Origin of the sequence: Erythrobacter sp. W302b, from assembly GCF_046452395.1 — a bacterium.
Lineage (GTDB): Bacteria > Pseudomonadota > Alphaproteobacteria > Sphingomonadales > Sphingomonadaceae > Erythrobacter.
Genome location: NZ_JBKFDH010000001.1, coordinates 2,438,320 through 2,455,119, shown reverse-complemented (window position 1 = coordinate 2,455,119; position 16,800 = coordinate 2,438,320). Strand labels below are relative to the sequence as shown.

Annotated in this window: 18 protein-coding genes; 4 read left to right on the top strand and 14 right to left on the bottom strand. The window is 64.4% G+C overall.

The features are described 5' to 3' along the window. Nucleotides 1–304: 304 nt before the first annotated feature. The 4 genes from ACLBKT_RS11580 to glmM all read right to left on the bottom strand — a co-directional run bounded on the left by ACLBKT_RS11580 (nt 305) and on the right by glmM (nt 3,076). Nucleotides 305–727, bottom strand: coding sequence for a contact-dependent growth inhibition system immunity protein (locus ACLBKT_RS11580; RefSeq protein ID WP_410183070.1), 423 nt, complete (start codon nt 725–727; stop codon nt 305–307). Between the two features lie 89 nt (nt 728–816). Continuing rightward, nucleotides 817–1,089, bottom strand: a complete 273-nt coding sequence (locus tag ACLBKT_RS11575) for a hypothetical protein (RefSeq protein WP_410183069.1) — start codon at nt 1,087–1,089, stop codon at nt 817–819. 301 nt (nt 1,090–1,390) lie between these two features. Next, the gene (locus ACLBKT_RS11570; RefSeq protein ID WP_410183068.1) at nt 1,391–1,615 is read right to left on the bottom strand and encodes a DUF1272 domain-containing protein; all 225 of its coding nucleotides are present in this window, start codon (nt 1,613–1,615) and stop codon (nt 1,391–1,393) included. A gap of 123 nt (nt 1,616–1,738) precedes the next feature. Continuing rightward, nucleotides 1,739–3,076, bottom strand: a complete 1,338-nt coding sequence (glmM, locus tag ACLBKT_RS11565; RefSeq protein ID WP_410183067.1) for a phosphoglucosamine mutase — start codon at nt 3,074–3,076, stop codon at nt 1,739–1,741. Between the two features lie 90 nt (nt 3,077–3,166). Between glmM and ACLBKT_RS11560 the strand changes: the two genes are divergently transcribed. Together ACLBKT_RS11560 and ACLBKT_RS11555 are read left to right on the top strand one after the other, a co-directional pair. Next, nucleotides 3,167–4,465 (top strand): dicarboxylate/amino acid:cation symporter, encoded by a 1,299-nt coding sequence (locus ACLBKT_RS11560; RefSeq protein ID WP_410183066.1) that lies wholly within the window; start codon nt 3,167–3,169, stop codon nt 4,463–4,465. A gap of 72 nt (nt 4,466–4,537) precedes the next feature. Then, nucleotides 4,538–5,146, top strand: a complete 609-nt coding sequence (locus ACLBKT_RS11555) for a superoxide dismutase (protein ID WP_166547478.1) — start codon at nt 4,538–4,540, stop codon at nt 5,144–5,146. Nucleotides 5,147–5,302: 156 nt separating this feature from the next. Here ACLBKT_RS11555 and ACLBKT_RS11550 read toward each other — a convergent pair whose 3' ends face one another. Continuing rightward, entirely contained in the window at nt 5,303–5,941 is a 639-nt protein-coding gene (locus ACLBKT_RS11550; RefSeq protein WP_410183065.1) for a sigma-70 family RNA polymerase sigma factor, read from the bottom strand. Continuing rightward, entirely contained in the window at nt 5,938–6,156 is a 219-nt protein-coding gene (locus ACLBKT_RS11545) for a NepR family anti-sigma factor (RefSeq protein ID WP_410183064.1), read from the bottom strand. Before ACLBKT_RS11545 ends, ACLBKT_RS11550 begins: the two co-directional genes overlap by 4 nt. A 130-nt stretch (nt 6,157–6,286) precedes the next feature. On the opposite strand from ACLBKT_RS11545, the gene ACLBKT_RS11540 reads away from it, so the two are divergent. Then, entirely contained in the window at nt 6,287–8,095 is a 1,809-nt protein-coding gene (locus tag ACLBKT_RS11540; protein WP_410183063.1) for a CHASE domain-containing protein, read from the top strand. Between the two features lie 108 nt (nt 8,096–8,203). Here the strand turns inward: ACLBKT_RS11540 and ACLBKT_RS11535 are convergent, their stop codons facing one another. Together ACLBKT_RS11535 and ACLBKT_RS11530 are read right to left on the bottom strand one after the other, a co-directional pair. Beyond that, the gene (locus ACLBKT_RS11535; protein WP_410183062.1) at nt 8,204–8,992 is read right to left on the bottom strand and encodes a response regulator; all 789 of its coding nucleotides are present in this window, start codon (nt 8,990–8,992) and stop codon (nt 8,204–8,206) included. Between the two features lie 401 nt (nt 8,993–9,393). Further along, nucleotides 9,394–10,599: an N-acetyltransferase gene (locus tag ACLBKT_RS11530; protein ID WP_410183061.1), complete on the bottom strand. Its 1,206-nt coding sequence runs from the start codon at nt 10,597–10,599 to the stop codon at nt 9,394–9,396. Nucleotides 10,600–10,714: 115 nt separating this feature from the next. On the opposite strand from ACLBKT_RS11530, the gene ACLBKT_RS11525 reads away from it, so the two are divergent. Further along, nucleotides 10,715–11,806: a fatty acid desaturase family protein gene (locus tag ACLBKT_RS11525; protein WP_410183060.1), complete on the top strand. Its 1,092-nt coding sequence runs from the start codon at nt 10,715–10,717 to the stop codon at nt 11,804–11,806. 112 nt (nt 11,807–11,918) lie between these two features. On the opposite strand, the gene ACLBKT_RS11520 is transcribed toward ACLBKT_RS11525, so the two are convergent. From ACLBKT_RS11520 to ACLBKT_RS11495, 6 genes are all read right to left on the bottom strand, one after another. After that, nucleotides 11,919–12,431 carry a GNAT family N-acetyltransferase gene (locus tag ACLBKT_RS11520; RefSeq protein WP_410183059.1) on the bottom strand — a complete coding sequence of 171 codons (513 nt, stop codon included), beginning with the start codon at nt 12,429–12,431 and terminating at the stop codon, nt 11,919–11,921. Beyond that, on the bottom strand, nt 12,428–13,531 hold the full coding sequence (gene lptG, locus ACLBKT_RS11515; RefSeq protein WP_410183058.1) for an LPS export ABC transporter permease LptG: 1,104 nt from the start codon (nt 13,529–13,531) through the stop codon (nt 12,428–12,430). Before lptG ends, ACLBKT_RS11520 begins: the two co-directional genes overlap by 4 nt. A 6-nt stretch (nt 13,532–13,537) precedes the next feature. After that, nucleotides 13,538–14,773 carry an LptF/LptG family permease gene (locus tag ACLBKT_RS11510; protein ID WP_410183057.1) on the bottom strand — a complete coding sequence of 412 codons (1,236 nt, stop codon included), beginning with the start codon at nt 14,771–14,773 and terminating at the stop codon, nt 13,538–13,540. A gap of 118 nt (nt 14,774–14,891) precedes the next feature. Beyond that, entirely contained in the window at nt 14,892–15,398 is a 507-nt protein-coding gene (locus ACLBKT_RS11505) for a DUF427 domain-containing protein (protein ID WP_410183056.1), read from the bottom strand. A gap of 10 nt (nt 15,399–15,408) precedes the next feature. Then, complete coding sequence (clpS, locus tag ACLBKT_RS11500; RefSeq protein ID WP_410183055.1) at nt 15,409–15,819, bottom strand: ATP-dependent Clp protease adapter ClpS; 411 nt, start codon at nt 15,817–15,819, stop codon at nt 15,409–15,411. Nucleotides 15,820–16,008: 189 nt separating this feature from the next. After that, on the bottom strand, nt 16,009–16,782 hold the full coding sequence (locus ACLBKT_RS11495) for a phasin family protein (protein WP_410183054.1): 774 nt from the start codon (nt 16,780–16,782) through the stop codon (nt 16,009–16,011). Nucleotides 16,783–16,800: the final 18 nt, after the last annotated feature.

Here is a 16,800-nt window from a genome sequence, read left to right as displayed (position 1 = left end):
AACAGACCCGTCAACGAACTGCAAGTTTTCTGACGGTATTCCGCACTTTTTTGCGACCGCTTGCACTTCCGCCGGCCAGTCCTTGTTTCCCGCCAAGAATGTGCCTCCCGCGCTTAGAGCGATAACTGCCAAAGCCGCAACGTAGACCATCGTGTTGTTGTCGCATCAATGTCCGATGGCAGCAACGGGTTCGCTTGCAGAAGGTCCACTTTCGACTCAGATGAAGCGATAACTGCTTGACGGCTGCCGGGCTCGTGGCTGATCGCGGCGAACGACTGCTAATGGGTAAATTTCGGCCGTGTTATCAATTCGAGAGGCTATCATCAGTGGGAAGACCTAAGCTTTCCAGAAAGCTGTCCTTTTCCTCTTTCGGTCGCTGAATTGCGCGTTTGTAAAGGCTTTTCAGCTCCGCCTCATATTCTGGTCTATCTTTCCAGTTCTCTTTCTCCCAGCGGATCAGGTTTGAGAGCACATCGCCTGGATAGTAACTTCCTTCGAACAGTGGATCGCGTTGTAGCTTTACCCAAACGAGATCAAGGATGTAGGGCATGCCATACCCCTGCACGACAAGCCGCCCGATTTCTTCATCCGTGAGGCTGGATAGGGGCTTCTTCCAAGACCGCATGATCCACTCGACAAGCGGCGTAGGCGCTTCAGCAGGATCACCTTCGATTAGTCCTGTGAGTTCTTCGAGCGACTTGTCGAAATCTGTGATGGTTCGCGTCATTGTCGTTCGATACGGAACAAGCGCGACGTCCGCAAAGGGTTGCTTGCTGTTGGCCAGCTTTTGTCTGAAAAGCTTGGTTAGCTGCCGTCTCAGGGACCGTATAAGGTGCTGCCCCTGTTTGGTGCCGAGAGGAGTTGATGGATACCGATCCGCCAGGCATCCTGAACGGTCAATTTCGGAGCATCGCTGTTCCAGATCCCAGCCGATACACCCGTCGTGAACTCCTTTGTTAGTCGTAAAAGGACCTTCTCTGCCGCCTTCTCCTTTGTGGCAGCATACGCATGGCGGGTTGTGAAGAAGCCGCGGACGTCGTCCGGATAGCGGGGGTCACGACCGTGAATCATGAAGCGGTAGAACGGCATCGACTTAGTTTCTGACACTTGCAGAATGACATCAATGGGGTCGATAGCCGAACGGCAGATTTCGGCTGGCAGCCAGCCACCGTGGACATTTCCTACACGGCTCGGGGGCCGTAGGATCGGCCCGGCTCTTTCCCATTGTCATGCACGGCCTGCGAGGCCGTTGGAAACCGGTCGGGCGAAACAAGGCCCGGTTTCCCTGTCCGTCCGCTTGCGTGAAATGCGACTAGACTATTGAAAGTGCTGCAATAAATCAATGCTGCATAAGCGGACACGGTGTCCGCTTTGTCCGCTTTGCGCCGTCTCAGCCCTTGTACTTGCGCTCGGTGCTCGGCGGGTATTTCGCGTGGAGCGCCTTGGCGCGCGTCGGGCGGTCGACCAGCTCGCCGCCGCAATTGGGACAGCGGTCGTCGAGGTCTTCCGCGCATTCGGCGCAATAGGTGCACTCGAAGGAGCAGATGAAGGCGCCTGCCGCCTCGGCGGGCAGGCCGACGCCGCACATTTCGCAATCGGGGCGCATTTCGAGCATTCTTGTTAGTCCTGTTCCCGTTCGCCCAGCGCTTGTCGAAGGGCCGTTTTCCTCTTCCTGCGAAGCGATGACGGAAGAACGGTGCTTCGACAAGCTGAGCACGAACGGAACAAGGGGCGAAACCTATCCCGCCGCGTGCACGGCTTCGCAGATGGCGTCCACCACCTGTTCGACCTGCGCGCGGTCGTCACCCTCGGCCATGACGCGGATCACCGGTTCGGTGCCCGAGGGACGGATAACCAGGCGGCCCTTGCCCGCCAGCGCGGCTTCCGCCTCGGCGATCACGGCCTTCACCTGCGGATTGTCGAGCGGCTTGCCGCCCTCGTAGCGCACGTTCTTGAGCAATTGCGGCACGGGGTCGAACACATGCAGCACTTCGCTGGCGGGCTTGCCCGAGCGCACGAGGCTCGCCAGCACGCGCAGCGCGGCGACCGTGCCGTCGCCGGTGGTGCCATGGTCGAGCAGGATCATGTGGCCCGATTGCTCGCCGCCGACATTGAACCCGCCCGCCTTCATCGCTTCGAGCACGTAGCGGTCCCCCACCTTGGCGCGTTCGAGGGTAAGGCCCCGGCCCGCCAGATAGCGTTCGAGGCCGAGATTGCTCATCACTGTCGCCACGATCCCGCCGCCGCGCAGCAGGCCCTTGTCCTGCATTCGCCCGGCGATCAGCGCCATGATCTGGTCACCATCGACCGCGCGGCCTTTCTCGTCGACCACGATCAGCCGGTCGGCATCGCCGTCCAGCGCAATGCCGATATCCGCGCCTTCCTCGACCACCTTGGCTTGCAGCGCGGCAATGGCGGTGGAGCCGACGCCGTCGTTGATGTTGATGCCGTTGGGGGTGACGCCCAAGGCGATCACCTCGGCCCCCAGTTCCCAGATTGCGGAAGGGGCCACCTGATAGGCCGCGCCATTGGCGCAATCCACCACCACTTTCAGGCCATCGAAGCGGATATCGGATGCGACCGATTGCTTGACCGCGTGGATATAGCGCCCGCGCGCATCCTCGATCCGGCGCGCACGGCCGATGCGTTCGGCAGGGGCAAGCGGGATGTCGGTCTCCATCAAGCGCTCGATTTCCGCCTCGGCCTCGTCCGACAGCTTGAAGCCGTCAGGGCCGAACAGTTTGATGCCGTTATCGGCGAACAGGTTGTGGCTGGCCGAGATCATCACGCCCAGATCCGCGCGCATCTCCCGCGTCAGCAGCGCGATGGCCGGGGTGGGGAGCGGTCCGGTCATGATCACGTCGATCCCGACCGAGGTGAAGCCCGCCACGAGCGCGCTCTCCATCATATAGCCCGACAGCCGGGTGTCCTTGCCGATCACCACCCGGTGCCGGTGCCCGCCGCGCACAAAGTGACGTCCGGCCGCCTGCCCGACCTTCATCGCGGTCGCCGCGGTCATTACGCCGGCATTGGTGCGGCCTCTGATCCCGTCCGTCCCGAACAGCTTGCGTGCCATGAAAGTCCCGTCCCCGCTTCAGCAAGATTGTCTCGCGCTTCTGGCGCGGTTATCGGCCAAAGGGAAGGGCGGGGCGCTCGTTTAAGGGATATGGCATTGCTCGAAAGTGAAAACGCGGCACCCGGTTCAGGCGGGCAGGGGAAATTCGCGCTGGTTTCGATCCGCTTGCCGGTGGCCTTGACCTTCGCTGCGCTGGTGGGCGGCCTGCTGGCGGGGATCGTCGGGGGAGCGATGGGCGCGCCGACCGCGCTGACCGATATCGCCGCGCTGATCGGCGGGCTGTGGCTGCGCGCCTTGCAAATGACGATCATCCCGCTGGTGGCGGCGCTGCTGGTGCTGGGGCTGGTGCAGATGATCATGGCCGCGCGCGTCGGGACGGTGGCGCGGAGGATGCTGGCGATCATGGTCGCGGTGCAGCTGACGGGCGGGGCCTTCACCTCGATTGCCATGCCGGCGCTGCTGCGCGCCTTCCCGGTGCCGCAGGGCGCAGGCGCGTTTCTTGCCAGAACGCCGGAGAGCGTGGGGGAAGTCCCCGGCGTGCTCGACTTCATGGCCTCGCTCGTCTCGCCCAATATCATCGCCGCCGCGGCCGAGACCGCGATGCTGCCGCTGACGCTGTTCTTCGTGATGTTTGCGGTCGCGATCACCCGCTTGCCCGAAGATCAGGGTGAGCGGCTGCTGGGGTTCTTCCATGCGCTCGGCAATGTCATGCTGCTGATCATCGGCTGGGTGTTGGGGATCGCGCCCATCGGCGTATTCGCGCTGGCCTACGGCGTCGGCGTGCAGAGCGGGGGTGGGGCATTCGCGGCACTGGGGCACTATGTGCTGACCGTGACGGCGATGGGCACCTTCATTCTGGCGCTCGCCTATGGCATCGCCATCGGGCTGGGGCGGACGGGCGCGCGCTTTGCCACAGCCGTGCTGCCTGCCCAAGCCGTGGCGCTGTCGACCCAAAGCTCGCTCGCCAGCCTGCCGGCGATGCTCGATTCGGCGGGACGGTTGAGCCTGCGCGCATCGACCGCTGAATTCGTCCTGCCGCTCGCCGTGGTGATCTTCCGCGCCACCAGTGCGGCGATGAACCTCGCGGTGGTCTATTACATCGCCGCGCTGGCGGGCGTGGAGGTTTCGCCGACCGTGGCGGTGGCGGGCATCCTGATTGCCAGCGTCATCAGCCTGTCTGCTGTCAGCCTGCCCGGATCCATCAGCTTTGTCGTCTCGATCGGCCCGATTGCGCTGGCGATGGGCGTGCCGGTCGAGCCGCTCGCGCTGCTGGTCGCGGTTGAAATGCTGCCCGATCTGATGCGCACCTTGGGCAATGTCACGATGAATGTGGCTGTCACAAGCGCAGTTGACCGCGCTGCTGCGTCGTCCGAGACAGCAACGACTTGAAGCTGCAACCCTTCGCCCACATCTGCGTTACCGATACAGAGTAATTTCAACCCCGCCTTCTGGAGGACACCCATGGCTTTCGCACTTTCCCCGCTGCCCTATCCCGCTGACGCGCTCGACCCGGCGATTTCGGCCGAGACGCTGTCGTTCCACCACGGCAAGCATCACCAGACCTATGTCGACAAGATGAACGCCGCGATCGAAGGCACGGCCCATGCCGACAAGTCGCTCGAAGAAATCGTCGCTGCATCGCGTGGCAGCGACAAGGGTCTGTTCAACAACTCGGCCCAGACCTGGAACCACGCGTTCTACTGGCACTCGATGGCACCTGCCACGACCGAGCCTTCGGCCGAACTGGTCGCCGGGATCGAAGCGGCGTTCGGCTCGGTCGACGAGCTGAAGCAGAAGCTCAAGGATCGCGGCGTTGGCCACTTCGCGTCGGGCTGGGTTTGGCTGGCTGAAAAGGACGGCAAGCTCAGCATCGAGGAAACTCACGATGCCGACACGCTGGCCGACAGCGACTTCAACCCGCTGCTGGTGCTCGACGTGTGGGAGCACGCCTATTACCTCGATCACCAGAACAAGCGCCCCGCCTATCTGGACGCCGTGGTCGAGAACAAGCTCAACTGGGCCTTCGCCAGCGAAAACCTCGCGCGCGGCACGGTGTGGACTTACGCCTGATTTTCTTGGGTTCGTGAATAAGGAAGGCCCGGGGCGCTTGGCGCTACCGGGCCTTTTCTTGTCCCCGTCCCGGGCTTGACCCGGGACCCCGCTACCTTTTGGTGACAGCGAGGAGAGACGCTAGCTGGGCCCCGGATCAAGTCCGGGGCGGGGGAATCAAGGCCGCGAACTGACCCCGTTGCCCGCTGCGACCTCGTCCAGCTCTTCGAGGATCGCGGCGTGGGCGACATCATCATCGCTCGACCGGCGCGGGATGCTGCCATTCGCCAGCATTTCGGTCAGCGCCGCCCGCGCACGGCCCACGCGGCTCTTGATCGTGCCGACGGCGCAGCCGCAGATCGCCGCGGCCTCCTCGTAGGAAAAGCCTCCCGCACCCACCAGCAACAGCGCTTCGCGCCGCTCCGCCGGGAGCGTCAGCAGCGCGCGGTGGAGGTCGGAGAGGTGGATCGGTTCCTCCTGTCCCGCAGGTGCGGTCAGGATGCGTTCGGCTACGCCTTCATCATACTCGCCGCGGAAGCGGTTGCGGCGCATATCGGTAAGGTAGGCGTTGCGCAGGATCACGAACGTCCAGGCGCGCATCGAGGTGCCAGGCTCGAACCGGTCCTGCGCCGCCCATGCCTTGAGCAAGGTTTCCTGCACCAGATCGTCCGCAAGATCGGGCCGGCCGCACAGGCCCCTCGCAAAGGCGCGCAGATGGGGAACGACCTCGGTCAGCTCACGCTTGAAACTGGCCTTGTCGAAGGCCGAAAGGCTGCCGCCCGGCTGGCGTTCATCGCTCGCTGGCCCATCGCTCATTGGCTGGTGTCCCGGCCATCGCGCGCTGCACCCTTCCCGCGGGCCGGGTCCTTTGCGTCGAGCCGGTCGAGCAGATCCTTGAAACTATCGGGCAAAGCCTCTTCGACGACCGAATCATACAGCTGCTTCAGCCCGTCGGCCCATTCGGGCGGGCGCTGCCGGGCGCCGTCGTCGCCCCTGCCATTGCTGCCACCCTGATTGAAATTCGCGGCCATGATGCTGTGGTGTGTCCCTGATCCCGTCGTCCCGGCCCCACTGCGGAGCCGATTTCGCCGCCCTGTTGGCTGACCATACCACGATGGCCACCGCTTTGGCACGCTTGCGAGTTTGGACGATTCGGGAACGATGCGCTACCAGTTTGGTTCCGGCTGCGACCTCAGCGTCCCGCTTTGCGCCGCTGCTCGGACAGGATTGCACGCCATCGACCCGCTCAATCTCAGCCCGGAGCTTGTTTCCACCGTCCCGCCGCCGCCGACTTCGTCGAGCCGGGCGCGGCGTTGGCTGGTGCTCTATCCGCGCGCGATCCCGCTGATGATCTTCCTTGCGCTGGCCGCGATCACCGCGCTCAGCGTCTTCGCGATCGAAAGCAACGCGCGCGCCCGCGAACGTGCGCTGATGCGCGAATATGCCCAAGGCGTCGCCGCCGCGCTTGATCGTAGCGGGAGCGCGTTCACCTCATACCTCAGGGCAGGCGCGGCGCTGTTCTCCAGCCTTGAGGATGTCAGCCCCGAGACCTTCGACAATTTCGTGCGCGCGCTGAAGCTCAATACCGAATATTCGGGCGCAGAAGGCATCGGCTGGATCCCGGTGCTGGAGGCCCGCGACCTGCCGGCGTTCCTTGCTGAGACCCGCGCCAGCCAGCCGGCCTATCCCGATATCTTCCCGGCCCCCACCAGCCGCACCGGGCGGGTGGCACCGGTGGCGATGTTTGCTCCGGCCGCGCCGCATAACCGCCGCGCGCTGGGCTATGACATGTATTCCGACCCGGCCCGCGCCGCCGCCATGGCCGAGGCCGAGCTGACCCTGCGCCCCGCCGCATCGGGCCGGATCGTGCTGCGGCAGGAAACCAGCGGCACCGCGCCCGCCTTTGCGATCTACATGCCGGTGTTCCGCATGAGCCGACCGGGTGAGCGCGGACTGGCGGGCTTCGTTTACACCCCGTTCCGCGCGCGCGAATTTCTCGATGCGGCGATTGACCGGCAGGGGCAGGGCCAGTTCGGCGTGCGGCTCTATGACGGCGAGGTCAGCACCGGGCACCTGCTGGTCGCCCAGTCGATCAGCGACGCGGCCAAGGAAACGGTCGAACAGGAAGTCACCATCGCCGACCGCAAGCTGATGCTGGTGATCGAAGGCGGCAATGCGCAGGTGCTCTCACCCCTGTCGATGGTCACGCTGATCTTCGGGCTGGCGCTGGCGAGCCTGCTGATGCTGCTCGCAAGGCTCCTGACGCAGCAAGCGTTCGAGGATCAGGCGCGCCTCGCCTTCTTCGAAGAGCAGCACTCGATCCGCAATTCGCTGACCCGCGAACTCAATCATCGGGTCAAGAACACTCTGGCCAATGTGCTGTCGATCCTGTCGCTGACCCGGAGGCGGGCGAGCGGGCTGGATGACTTCGCCGACAGCCTCGAAGGCCGGATCCGCGCGCTGTCCGCGACGCATGACCTGCTGACCGTGACGGACTGGGGCACCACCCCGATCCGCGCCGTGATCGAGGCGGAATTGCAGCACTTCCGCAGCGTGCTGGACGATACGATCCTGCTCGAAGGGCCGGAGCTGGAGCTGGCGCCGAATGATGCGCTGTCCTTCGGCCTCGCGGTTCACGAATTGGCGACCAATGCGGCGAAGTATGGCGCGCTCAGTGTCCCCGGCGGGCAAGTCACCATCCGCTGGCACCGCGGAGAGGATCAGAGCGGGGAAGCCGGCTGGGCCGAGGTCGAGTGGCAGGAAACCGGCGGGCCGTTCGTCGCAACCGAGCGCCGCCGCGGGTTCGGCACCGAACTGATCGAAAAGGTCGTCGCGCACGAATTACGCCAGCCAGTGACGCTCGACTTTGCGCCCACTGGCGTGCGCTGCGTGCTGCGCGTCCCCGTGCGCCGCCCGGCGGATTTCCGCATCCGCGAGAAGGACGGGGAACGGCGGGTGAGGAAGCCGTGACCCGTTATCTCCCCTCCCCTCGGGGAGGGGCTGAGGGGTGGGGGCTCTGCCCTACGAGATGTCGAACCCCCATCCCCAACCCCTTCCCCAAGGGGAAGGGGCTAAAGGTCACAAAGGCCGCGTGCTCCCGAAGAACAGCGCCTGACTGATCGCCGCGCGCACCGTGGCCTCCTGGAAGGGCTTGGTGACCAGATAGGTCGGCTCGGGCCGGTCGCCGGTCAGCAGGCGCTCGGGGTAGGCGGTGATGAAGATCACCGGCATCGACCCCACCGAAAGGATATCGTCCACCGCATCCAGACCGGACGAGCCATCGGCCAGCTGGATATCGGCCAGCACCAGCCCCGGCATCGCCGCGTCCACCGCAGCGCGCGCCTGCGTGCGCGTCGCGGCGGTGCCGCTGACGGTGTGGCCCAGACTGGTGACGAGGTCTTCGAGCTGCATCGCGATCAGCGGCTCATCCTCGATGATCAGGACCGATGTGGTCTGCTCGCGTTCGATATCGGCGATGGCCTGCGCGACCATCTCCGTCACCTCTTCGGGCGAGCGGTCAAGGATCGCGGCGGCTTCGGCCGTGGTGAAATCTTCCAGCGTGGTCAGCAGCAGCGCCTGACGCGCGGGCGGCGTGATCACGCCCAGCCGCGCCTGCGCCCCGGCCTCGTGCTCGCTCGCCGCGGTGCCGGTCGCTTCCGGGCCCGAAGCGCTCGCCCAGACCTTGCTGAACGCGCGGTAGAGCGGCACGCGCCCTCCGGCGAGGCTGGCCATCAGCGCCTCATCGGCGAGCACGGCTTCGAGCATCTCGCGCACGAAGGCATCCCCGCTCGCCTGCGATCCCGTCAGCGCACGAGCATAGCGGCGCAGGAAGGGCAAGTTGGCCGCGATCTGGCTTCCGAGAGACATGAGGCACCTTTCGCATGGATATGTTTGGATCAATCGACCAAGGCCCATAGCGGTTCCCCGCAGCGCCGTCGCGCTTATCCGGCAAGCCTTTGAATTATCGCGATTTGCATCGCCTTTCCGTTACGGCAAAAAAATTTTGCGGGGTACGGGAACCGGAATACTGGACGATCATTATCCCATTGTCACCGCCGAGACCCCCCTCCCGTCCAAGCGGCTGGTGATACGATCCCGAAAGGCCTCCGTTGTTTTGCAACGGAGGCCTTTTTTCTATGTATCGCGCTGGCGCGCGATGCAGACCACCCGCCCCACCTTCCCGCCCGGCCACCAATAGTACCACTATGTTATGGTGGCCGGGCGGGGAGGTGGGGCGGGTGGTCTGCGCCAGCGACGGTGGCCCTAAATCAAAAAAGCTTCCGCTCGTAGATCACATATTCGCGGTTGATCGCGCTGTTGATGGTGTCGGCAATCGCCAGCATCCCTTGATTGTCTTCAAGGATCCAGCCGATCTCTCCGCGGGTAGAGGCGAACTTGGTATTCGCCTGCTGGCGGATGTCCTCGATCATCATGAAGGCAAGCTGGCTTGCGAGCCGGGAATTGTGGAGCTCCTTCAGCACTCCCATCAGGGGCACCCGCATCCCTGCGCCCTTGGGATGGCGCAGCCAGCGCAGCATGGTGATCCAGCCGAACGGGAACAGCTTGCCTCTGATCTTGGCCAGCGCGGCATTGATATCGGGCCAGGTCAGCATGAAAGCGACCGGGCGTCCGTCGAGCTCGGCGATCATGTTCAGCTCTTCGAAGATCAGCGGGCGCAGCTTCTTGCCCGCATAGGCGACCTCGGCGGGGGTGAAGGGGACAAAGCCCCAATTGTCCGACCACGCATCATTGAGGATGCCGAGGATGGTCGCCACCTCGCGGTCCCAGTCGTTCTTGCGCACCCGCCGGATCGTGATCCGCGCGTTCTTGTGTCCCGATTGCACGATGCGCTGCACCAGCGGAGGGAAAGGGCGGGTGATGTCCAGATCATAGGTGTAGAGCGTCTTGGCACGGGTAAAGCCCGCTGCCTCGATCCACCCCGCATAATGTGCCGGGTGGTGCCCCATCAGCAGCATCGGCGCGTGATCCTGCCCACGGACCAGCAAGCCCGGTTCCTCCCAGATCGACAGCGAGATCGGGCCGAGCACGCGGGTCATGCCCCGCTCGGCCAACCATGCCTCGGCCGTGGTCAACAGGGCGTGGGCAACATCTTCGTCCTCGGCATCGAAATAGCCGAAGAAGCCAGTGCCGGGGCCAAACCCCTGCTCGGCCGGCATGGCGAGCGCGAGTTCGTCGATATGCGCCGCAATCCGCCCCACCGGCTTGCCGTGGCGGTGCGCCATGAACAGCTGCATGCGCGCATGGCCGAAGAACGGGTTCTTGGCCGGATCGACCAGTTCGATCTGTTCGGAGCGGATCTGCGGGACGAAATGGTCCAGACGATCCGAAAAAGCGCGCCCGAGATCAACGAAAGCCGCCCGCCCGCGCTTGTCGCTGACCGGCACGATCTCTATCTCTGCTGTCTTGGCCGCTACATCCGTCACGCAACCATCCTCGTATTTGCTATCAATCAAGGTGTCTGTGTCGCGCCCGGGCCATTGACGCAAGGCTATCGATCACTGTCACCAACAACCCGCGTTTGGCTCGGCCCCTGATTTGGGGTAGGGCGAGCCTCAGGATTTGCTCAAAATGACCATGCACCAGACCATCCACCCCCAGCCCGCGACGGCTACGCCAAAGCCGACCAGAGCCCAGTTCATGGTCGAGGATGACAAGGCGATGCTGCGCGCCGCGCGCGACCTGACCAAGGGGTTGGGTGAGGCGAAGCCGGCGATCTACTGGACGGATATGCTGGTGTCGGCGGGCGTGGGCTATGCCGGGATTGCGGTGGCGATTGTGTCGGGCAGTCTTGGCGTGAAGATTGCCGCCGGTCTGGTGGCCGCGCTGGCGCTCTACCGTGCGCTGATGTTCATCCACGAGCTGACGCATATCCACCGCGATGCGCTCCCCGGGTTCCGCACCGGCTGGAACCTCCTCGTCGGCATTCCGATGCTGACGCCGAGCTTCATGTATGAAGGCGTCCACACCATCCACCACAAGCGCACCCAATATGGCACGGTGGAAGACCCCGAATACCTGCCGCTGGCGCTGATGAAGCCGTGGAGCCTGCCGCTGTTCGTGCTGGTGGCGATGCTGCTGCCGGTGGCGCTGATTGTGCGCTTCGGCGTGCTCTATCCGCTGGGCCTGATCATTCCGCCGCTGCGCACCTTCACGTGGGAGCGGTTCTCGTCGCTCTCGATCAATCCCGAATTTCGCCGCAAGGCGCCCGAGGGGGATTTCGCTGGTCGCGTGCGCTGGCAGGAAGCAGGTGCGAGCCTGTGGGCGATCGCGCTGATCGCGAGCGTCTTCGTGTTCGGCTGGCAGCCACTGGCGACAGCGCTGGTGATCCTGTCGCTCGCCGCGGTGCTCAACCAGTTGCGCACGCTCGTCGCGCACCTGTGGGAGAACGAGGGCGAGGCGATGACGGTGACCGCGCAGTTCCTCGATAGTGTGAACGTGCCCCCGCCGGGGCTGGCCGCCGAGATCTGGGCGCCGGTGGGCCTGCGCTATCACGCGCTGCACCACCTGATGCCCTCGATGCCGTATCATGACCTGCCCGAAGCGCATCGCCGTCTGGCGCGCGAATTGGGCTCGGGTTCGACCTATGACGGCGCGAACCATCCGGGGATGCTGACGCTGGTGGGCCGGATCGCGCGGAGCACGATGGGAACGCGGGGTTAGAACAACGCTCGTTCGTGCTGAGCTTGTCGAAGCACCGCACTTTCTCCTTGAGCATCGAAGAGGAAAAGCGGCCCTTCGACAGGCTCAGGGCGAACGGATTCTGGTTGAGGCGTCAATCCAGAAAACAGATCATCGCGCAGCGGCGGTCGGCGGGGAGGCCGTCGTCGACCTCGTTCGCCAATTCGCCTGCAAGGCGCGGATGGGCGTCGATGGCCGTCAGCTCCTCGAAACCAAGGCGCGCGTAGAACGGGCCATTCCATGCCAGATCGCGGAAGGTCGTCAGGGTCAGGGCTCTGAACCCGGTGTTGCGCGCGTCGATCATGGCAGCGCGCACGAGCCCCGCCCCGATCCCGCGCCGCTGATACGCCGGGGCGACGTCCATTTCCCAGATGTGGAGTTCGCGGCTGAAAGGTTCGGCCACCAGAAACCCCGCCATCGCCTCCCCGACATGGGCGACGAGGCTGTGGCCCTTGCGGATCAGACGCGCAAAATCAGCGGGGGTGCGGGTGACAGTGGGGTCAATCCCCGGCTCCCCTGCAAAGGCGACCGCTGCCGCGCGCTCGATCTCGGGCATGGCTTCGGCGTCGCCCGCACGCGCGAGCCGGAGCGACCATTGGCCTCTCACTCTTCGGTCCGGATCAGCACCGTCTCGCCGAGCAGCAGGAACAGCACGAACGGCGCCCAGGCCGCGAGCAGCGGCGGGTAGCCGCCGAAGCTGCCCATCGCCAGCGCGGCATTGTCGACCACGAAATAGGCAAAGCCCAGCGCCATCCCGATGATCGCGCGCACGAACAATTGCCCCGACCGCGCCAGCCCGAAGGCGGCAATCGAGCCCAGCAAGGGCATCAGCAGCGCCGATAGCGGGCCCGACAGCCGGTGCCACCACTTGGCGCGCATCTCGTCCGTGTTGCGGCCCGCCGCGGCATAGGTGTCGATGCTGTGCGACAGCTCCCAGAAGCTTTGCGCGTCGGGATCGATCGATTGCAGCATGATCCGGTCTGGGGTGAGGGTTTGGCCGACCACGACTGCGGCCGGACGTTCGGTGATCGCACCGGCCACGTCGAACTTCACCGGGTTCTCCAGCCGCCAGCCGGGGCTGGCGTAGGTCGCGCGGGGGCTGCGGATCTGTTCGCGGATGATCCCGCCCGGCGCGCGGGCGTACCACGTGACGCCGGTCAGCACGATGCTGTCACCCGTCCCTGTCAGGGTGGCAGCGGTGAGGATATTGTCGCCATCGATGAGATAGACGCCCGATCGCACGCCGCCGGTTTGCGCGGGCGGGATCGGGCCGTATTCGGCGCTCTCCCACGCCTTCAGCGTCGCATTGGCGCGGGTGACGACCCGCTCGTTGAAGGCGAAGCTCCCCAATGATACCAGGGCTGCGGTGAGCAGCAGGGGTGAGAGCACCTGATGCGCCGAAAGCCCCGCCGCCTTCATCGCCACCACTTCGCTGTTCTGGTTCAGCGTCACCAGCGTGATCAGCGTCGCCAGCAGCACCGAATAGGGCAGGAAGCGGCTCACCAGCTGCGGCAGGCGCAGGCTCGCATATTGCAGGATTTCGGCCTGTCCGTTGCCCGGCGCGGCGAGGATCTTGCCGGTCGCCGACAGCAGATCGAGCGCCAGCAGCACCAGCACCAGCATGATGAGCACCGCCAGGATGCGCACCACGAACATCTTCGCCAGATAGAGCGTCAGTGTGCGCGAGGGGAAGAAATCGAGCTGCATCGCGCCTTACTCTGCCGGAGCCGTTTGTGGCGCAGCCGGCCCAGCCGCGCGCGGGCGGCGGCGCGCGAACAGCGTCCTCACCCGCTTTGACAGCTTGGCAAAGGCCATCTCCAGCGCGCCGATGGCCTGTCCACCGGGGACATAGGCGACGCGGTAATACATCCAGATAATCAGCCCCGCGAACAGCACGAAGGGCACCCAGAAGGCGAGGATCGGATCAAGCCGGCCGAGCGCAGCGACATCTTCGCCGTATTGGTTGATCTTGTGATAGGCGACCACCATCACGATCGACACGAACACCCCCAGCGCGCTGGTGGATCGCTTGGGCGGGATCGCCAGCGCCACCGCCAGGAGCGGCATCAGGAACATCATCACGATCTCGACCAGCCGGAAATTGAAGCTGGCGACACTGGCGTCACGCTGATCGGGCGCGCTGTCGCGGCTCCAGCCCATCTTGAGCAGTTCGGGCAGAATGTATTCTCGCGTCGCATCGCCGCGCGCGCGGAATTTCTCGATCGCGGGCAGATCGATCGGCAGATCATGGCGGCTGAAGCTCAGCACGCGCGGGGTCTGCCCCTGCATCCCGGTGTCCTGAATGATCGTGCCTTCGGTCAGGCGCAGGATGATGGTATCGGGATTGTCGCGGGTCGAGAGGAACGCCCCCTCGCGCGCGGAGATCGAAAGCACCTGCCCCTTGGCGTTGGCAACGCGGGCGAAGATGCCGATCAACCGGCGGCCATCATCCTCGCTCTCCTCGATCCGCAGCGCCATGCGGTCGGCGATGGTGGTGAACTCGCCCACCTTGATCGAAGCCCCCAGCGCACCGGAGCGCAGCTCATATTCCATCTGCTCGTAGTAATAGCGGCTGATCGGCTGGATGTAGAACACCAGCGCAATGTTGAGCGCGACCATCACCAGCGTGATGAGATAGGGCATCCGCAGCAGACGGTTATAGGACAGGCCGACCGCGCGCATCGTATCGAGCTCGGAAGACGTCGCCAGCTTGCGGAATGCCAGCAACACCCCCAGCAGCAGGCCCAAGGGAATCGCAAGGCTCGCATATTCGGGGATCAGCGCACCCAGCATCTTGAACACAACGCCCACGGGCCCGCCTTCGACCGCGACGAAATCGAACAATCGCAGCATCTTGTCGAGCGTCAGCAACGATGCGGCAAGCGCGAACACGCCCAGCATCGGTACGATGACCAGCCGCAGGATATAGCGGTCTATGCTGGGGATCATGTTGAACAAGAGCGGCTTTCCGTCGTTTGCGTGCACGCCATAGCGATGCAGCGTCCCCGCGTCATGCCCCCAATTCTGGGAGAAGGTGGATGAGCGCCAGATTTACCGCCAAACAGCTTTACCAGAAACGGCTGCCGGGTATGCCCTTGAACGGGCCCGCCTCGCGTGCGGTGATCCAGCCGCCATAGAAGCCGCCGGGCTGCGGGGTGACGGGTTCGCCATCGATCAGCACCGCATCGAATGGTGTCGCATAGAAGGCGATGTGATCCCGGATACGGGAAAAGGCAGGCGTGGGGGCGGGGTAGCTCCATGCCGTGGCCGCAATCGTCTCGGTGCCGATCACCACATCCCAATAGACCGCCTGCCCCTTCCATTCGCAGAGCGAACGGGCCGGGTTGGGCCGCAGGTGCGCCATCGCAATGTCGGATTGGGGAATGTAATAGGTGGGCGGGTGGCTGGTTTCGAGGGTGCGCCACGCCTCGCGCGTGTCGGCGATCACCACATCGCGATGAACGATGCGAATATGCCGCGATGTCGGTTCACAGACCGGAGGGCGGGGGTAGTCCCATACGCTTTCCTGCCCGGGCAGCGGCGGATCGGGATCGGGATGGTGCGGCTGGCGCATGGCCGGCCGGTCAGGCTTTCTCAAGCGTGCATTGCAGCGGGTGCTGATTCTGACGGGCGAAGTCCATCACCTGATTGACCTTGGTTTCGGCCACTTCGTAGGTAAAGATCCCGCAGACGCCCACGCCGCGCTGGTGGACGTGGAGCATGACGCGGGTGGCCTGTTCCAGATCCATCCCGAAGAAGCGCTTCAGGACGAGCACCACGAATTCCATCGGGGTGTAATCATCGTTGAGCATCAGCACCTTGTACTGGCTCGGCTTCTTGGCCTTGGCGCGGGTCTTGGTGACGACGCCGACCTGATCCTGCCCGTCGCTGTCCTTGCCACCGTCGCCATCCTCGTCTGTCGCGCACGCGGGAAGGGCAAGCGGCGCGAGCGGCTCGACCATGGCGGCGAGGGGAGGGAAGGACGGGTTCGGCATGAGCCTCCATTATGGGAAAGGCACGCGCGTGTGCAAGCGGTTGGTTGGATTCATTTGGGGTCGGCCGTGCCGCCGCCCGGAATCAAAAGGGCCGGCCAGACGCTGGTCTGGCCGGCCCGCGCTTTGCAGCGCTCTTTCGTGAACCGGGTTGGGAGAGAGGAGAGAGGCCCGGCTCAGAAACTGTTTGGCTTACGCAGCCTTCTTGATCTTTTCCGCGGCGACGCTGACGCGGTTCGAGATCGGGGCGAAAGCGTCGTTGTAGAGCTTCACCCAGGCTTCGGTGCGCTTCGAGCCGTAGGAAACCAGCGCGTCGAAGTTGCGACGGGCGATTTCACCCTGAAGCTGGAAGAGCTCGGTCGGCGACTTGACGGCGGCAACCTTCTTGGCGTCTTCGGTGACGGTTTCGATCGCGGTCTTGCCGGTTTCGACGTTGTCCTTGAGCAGTTCCTGCGCACCGGCGATGAAGATCTTGCCGCTTTCCACGACAGCTTCAACGTTCGCCTTGGTGAACTCGGTGGCTTCCGAAGCCAGCACGGTGGTCTGGGCGTAGGCGGTCTTCGCGCGGGTCTGAACGTCGGCGATAACGTCCTTGGCAGTTGCGGCGATATCGGTGTTCTTGGCAGTGGCCATGATCGTGTCCTTGAGCTTGATGACGGGATTGGTCTTCGGCGCGGCGGGCTTGCTCGTCTTGACGGCAGCCTTCCTGGCCAGCACCGGCTTCTTGACCGGGGTTTTGCTTGCCGTCTTCTTGACGGTCTTGGCAGCGGCCTTCTTGACCGGGGTTGCCTTCTTGGCAGCCGGGGCCTTCTTGGGCGCAGCGATCTTCTTGGCGACCGGAGCGGCGTCAGCCTTCGGCACTTCGACAGACTTCGCCGATGCTTCGGCGTAAGCCTTTTCGGCAGCAGCGTCGATCTTGGCGACGGGAGCCTTTGCTTCGGTGGCAGTGTTTTCAAATTCGGACATGGCAGCCTCGCTTCATGT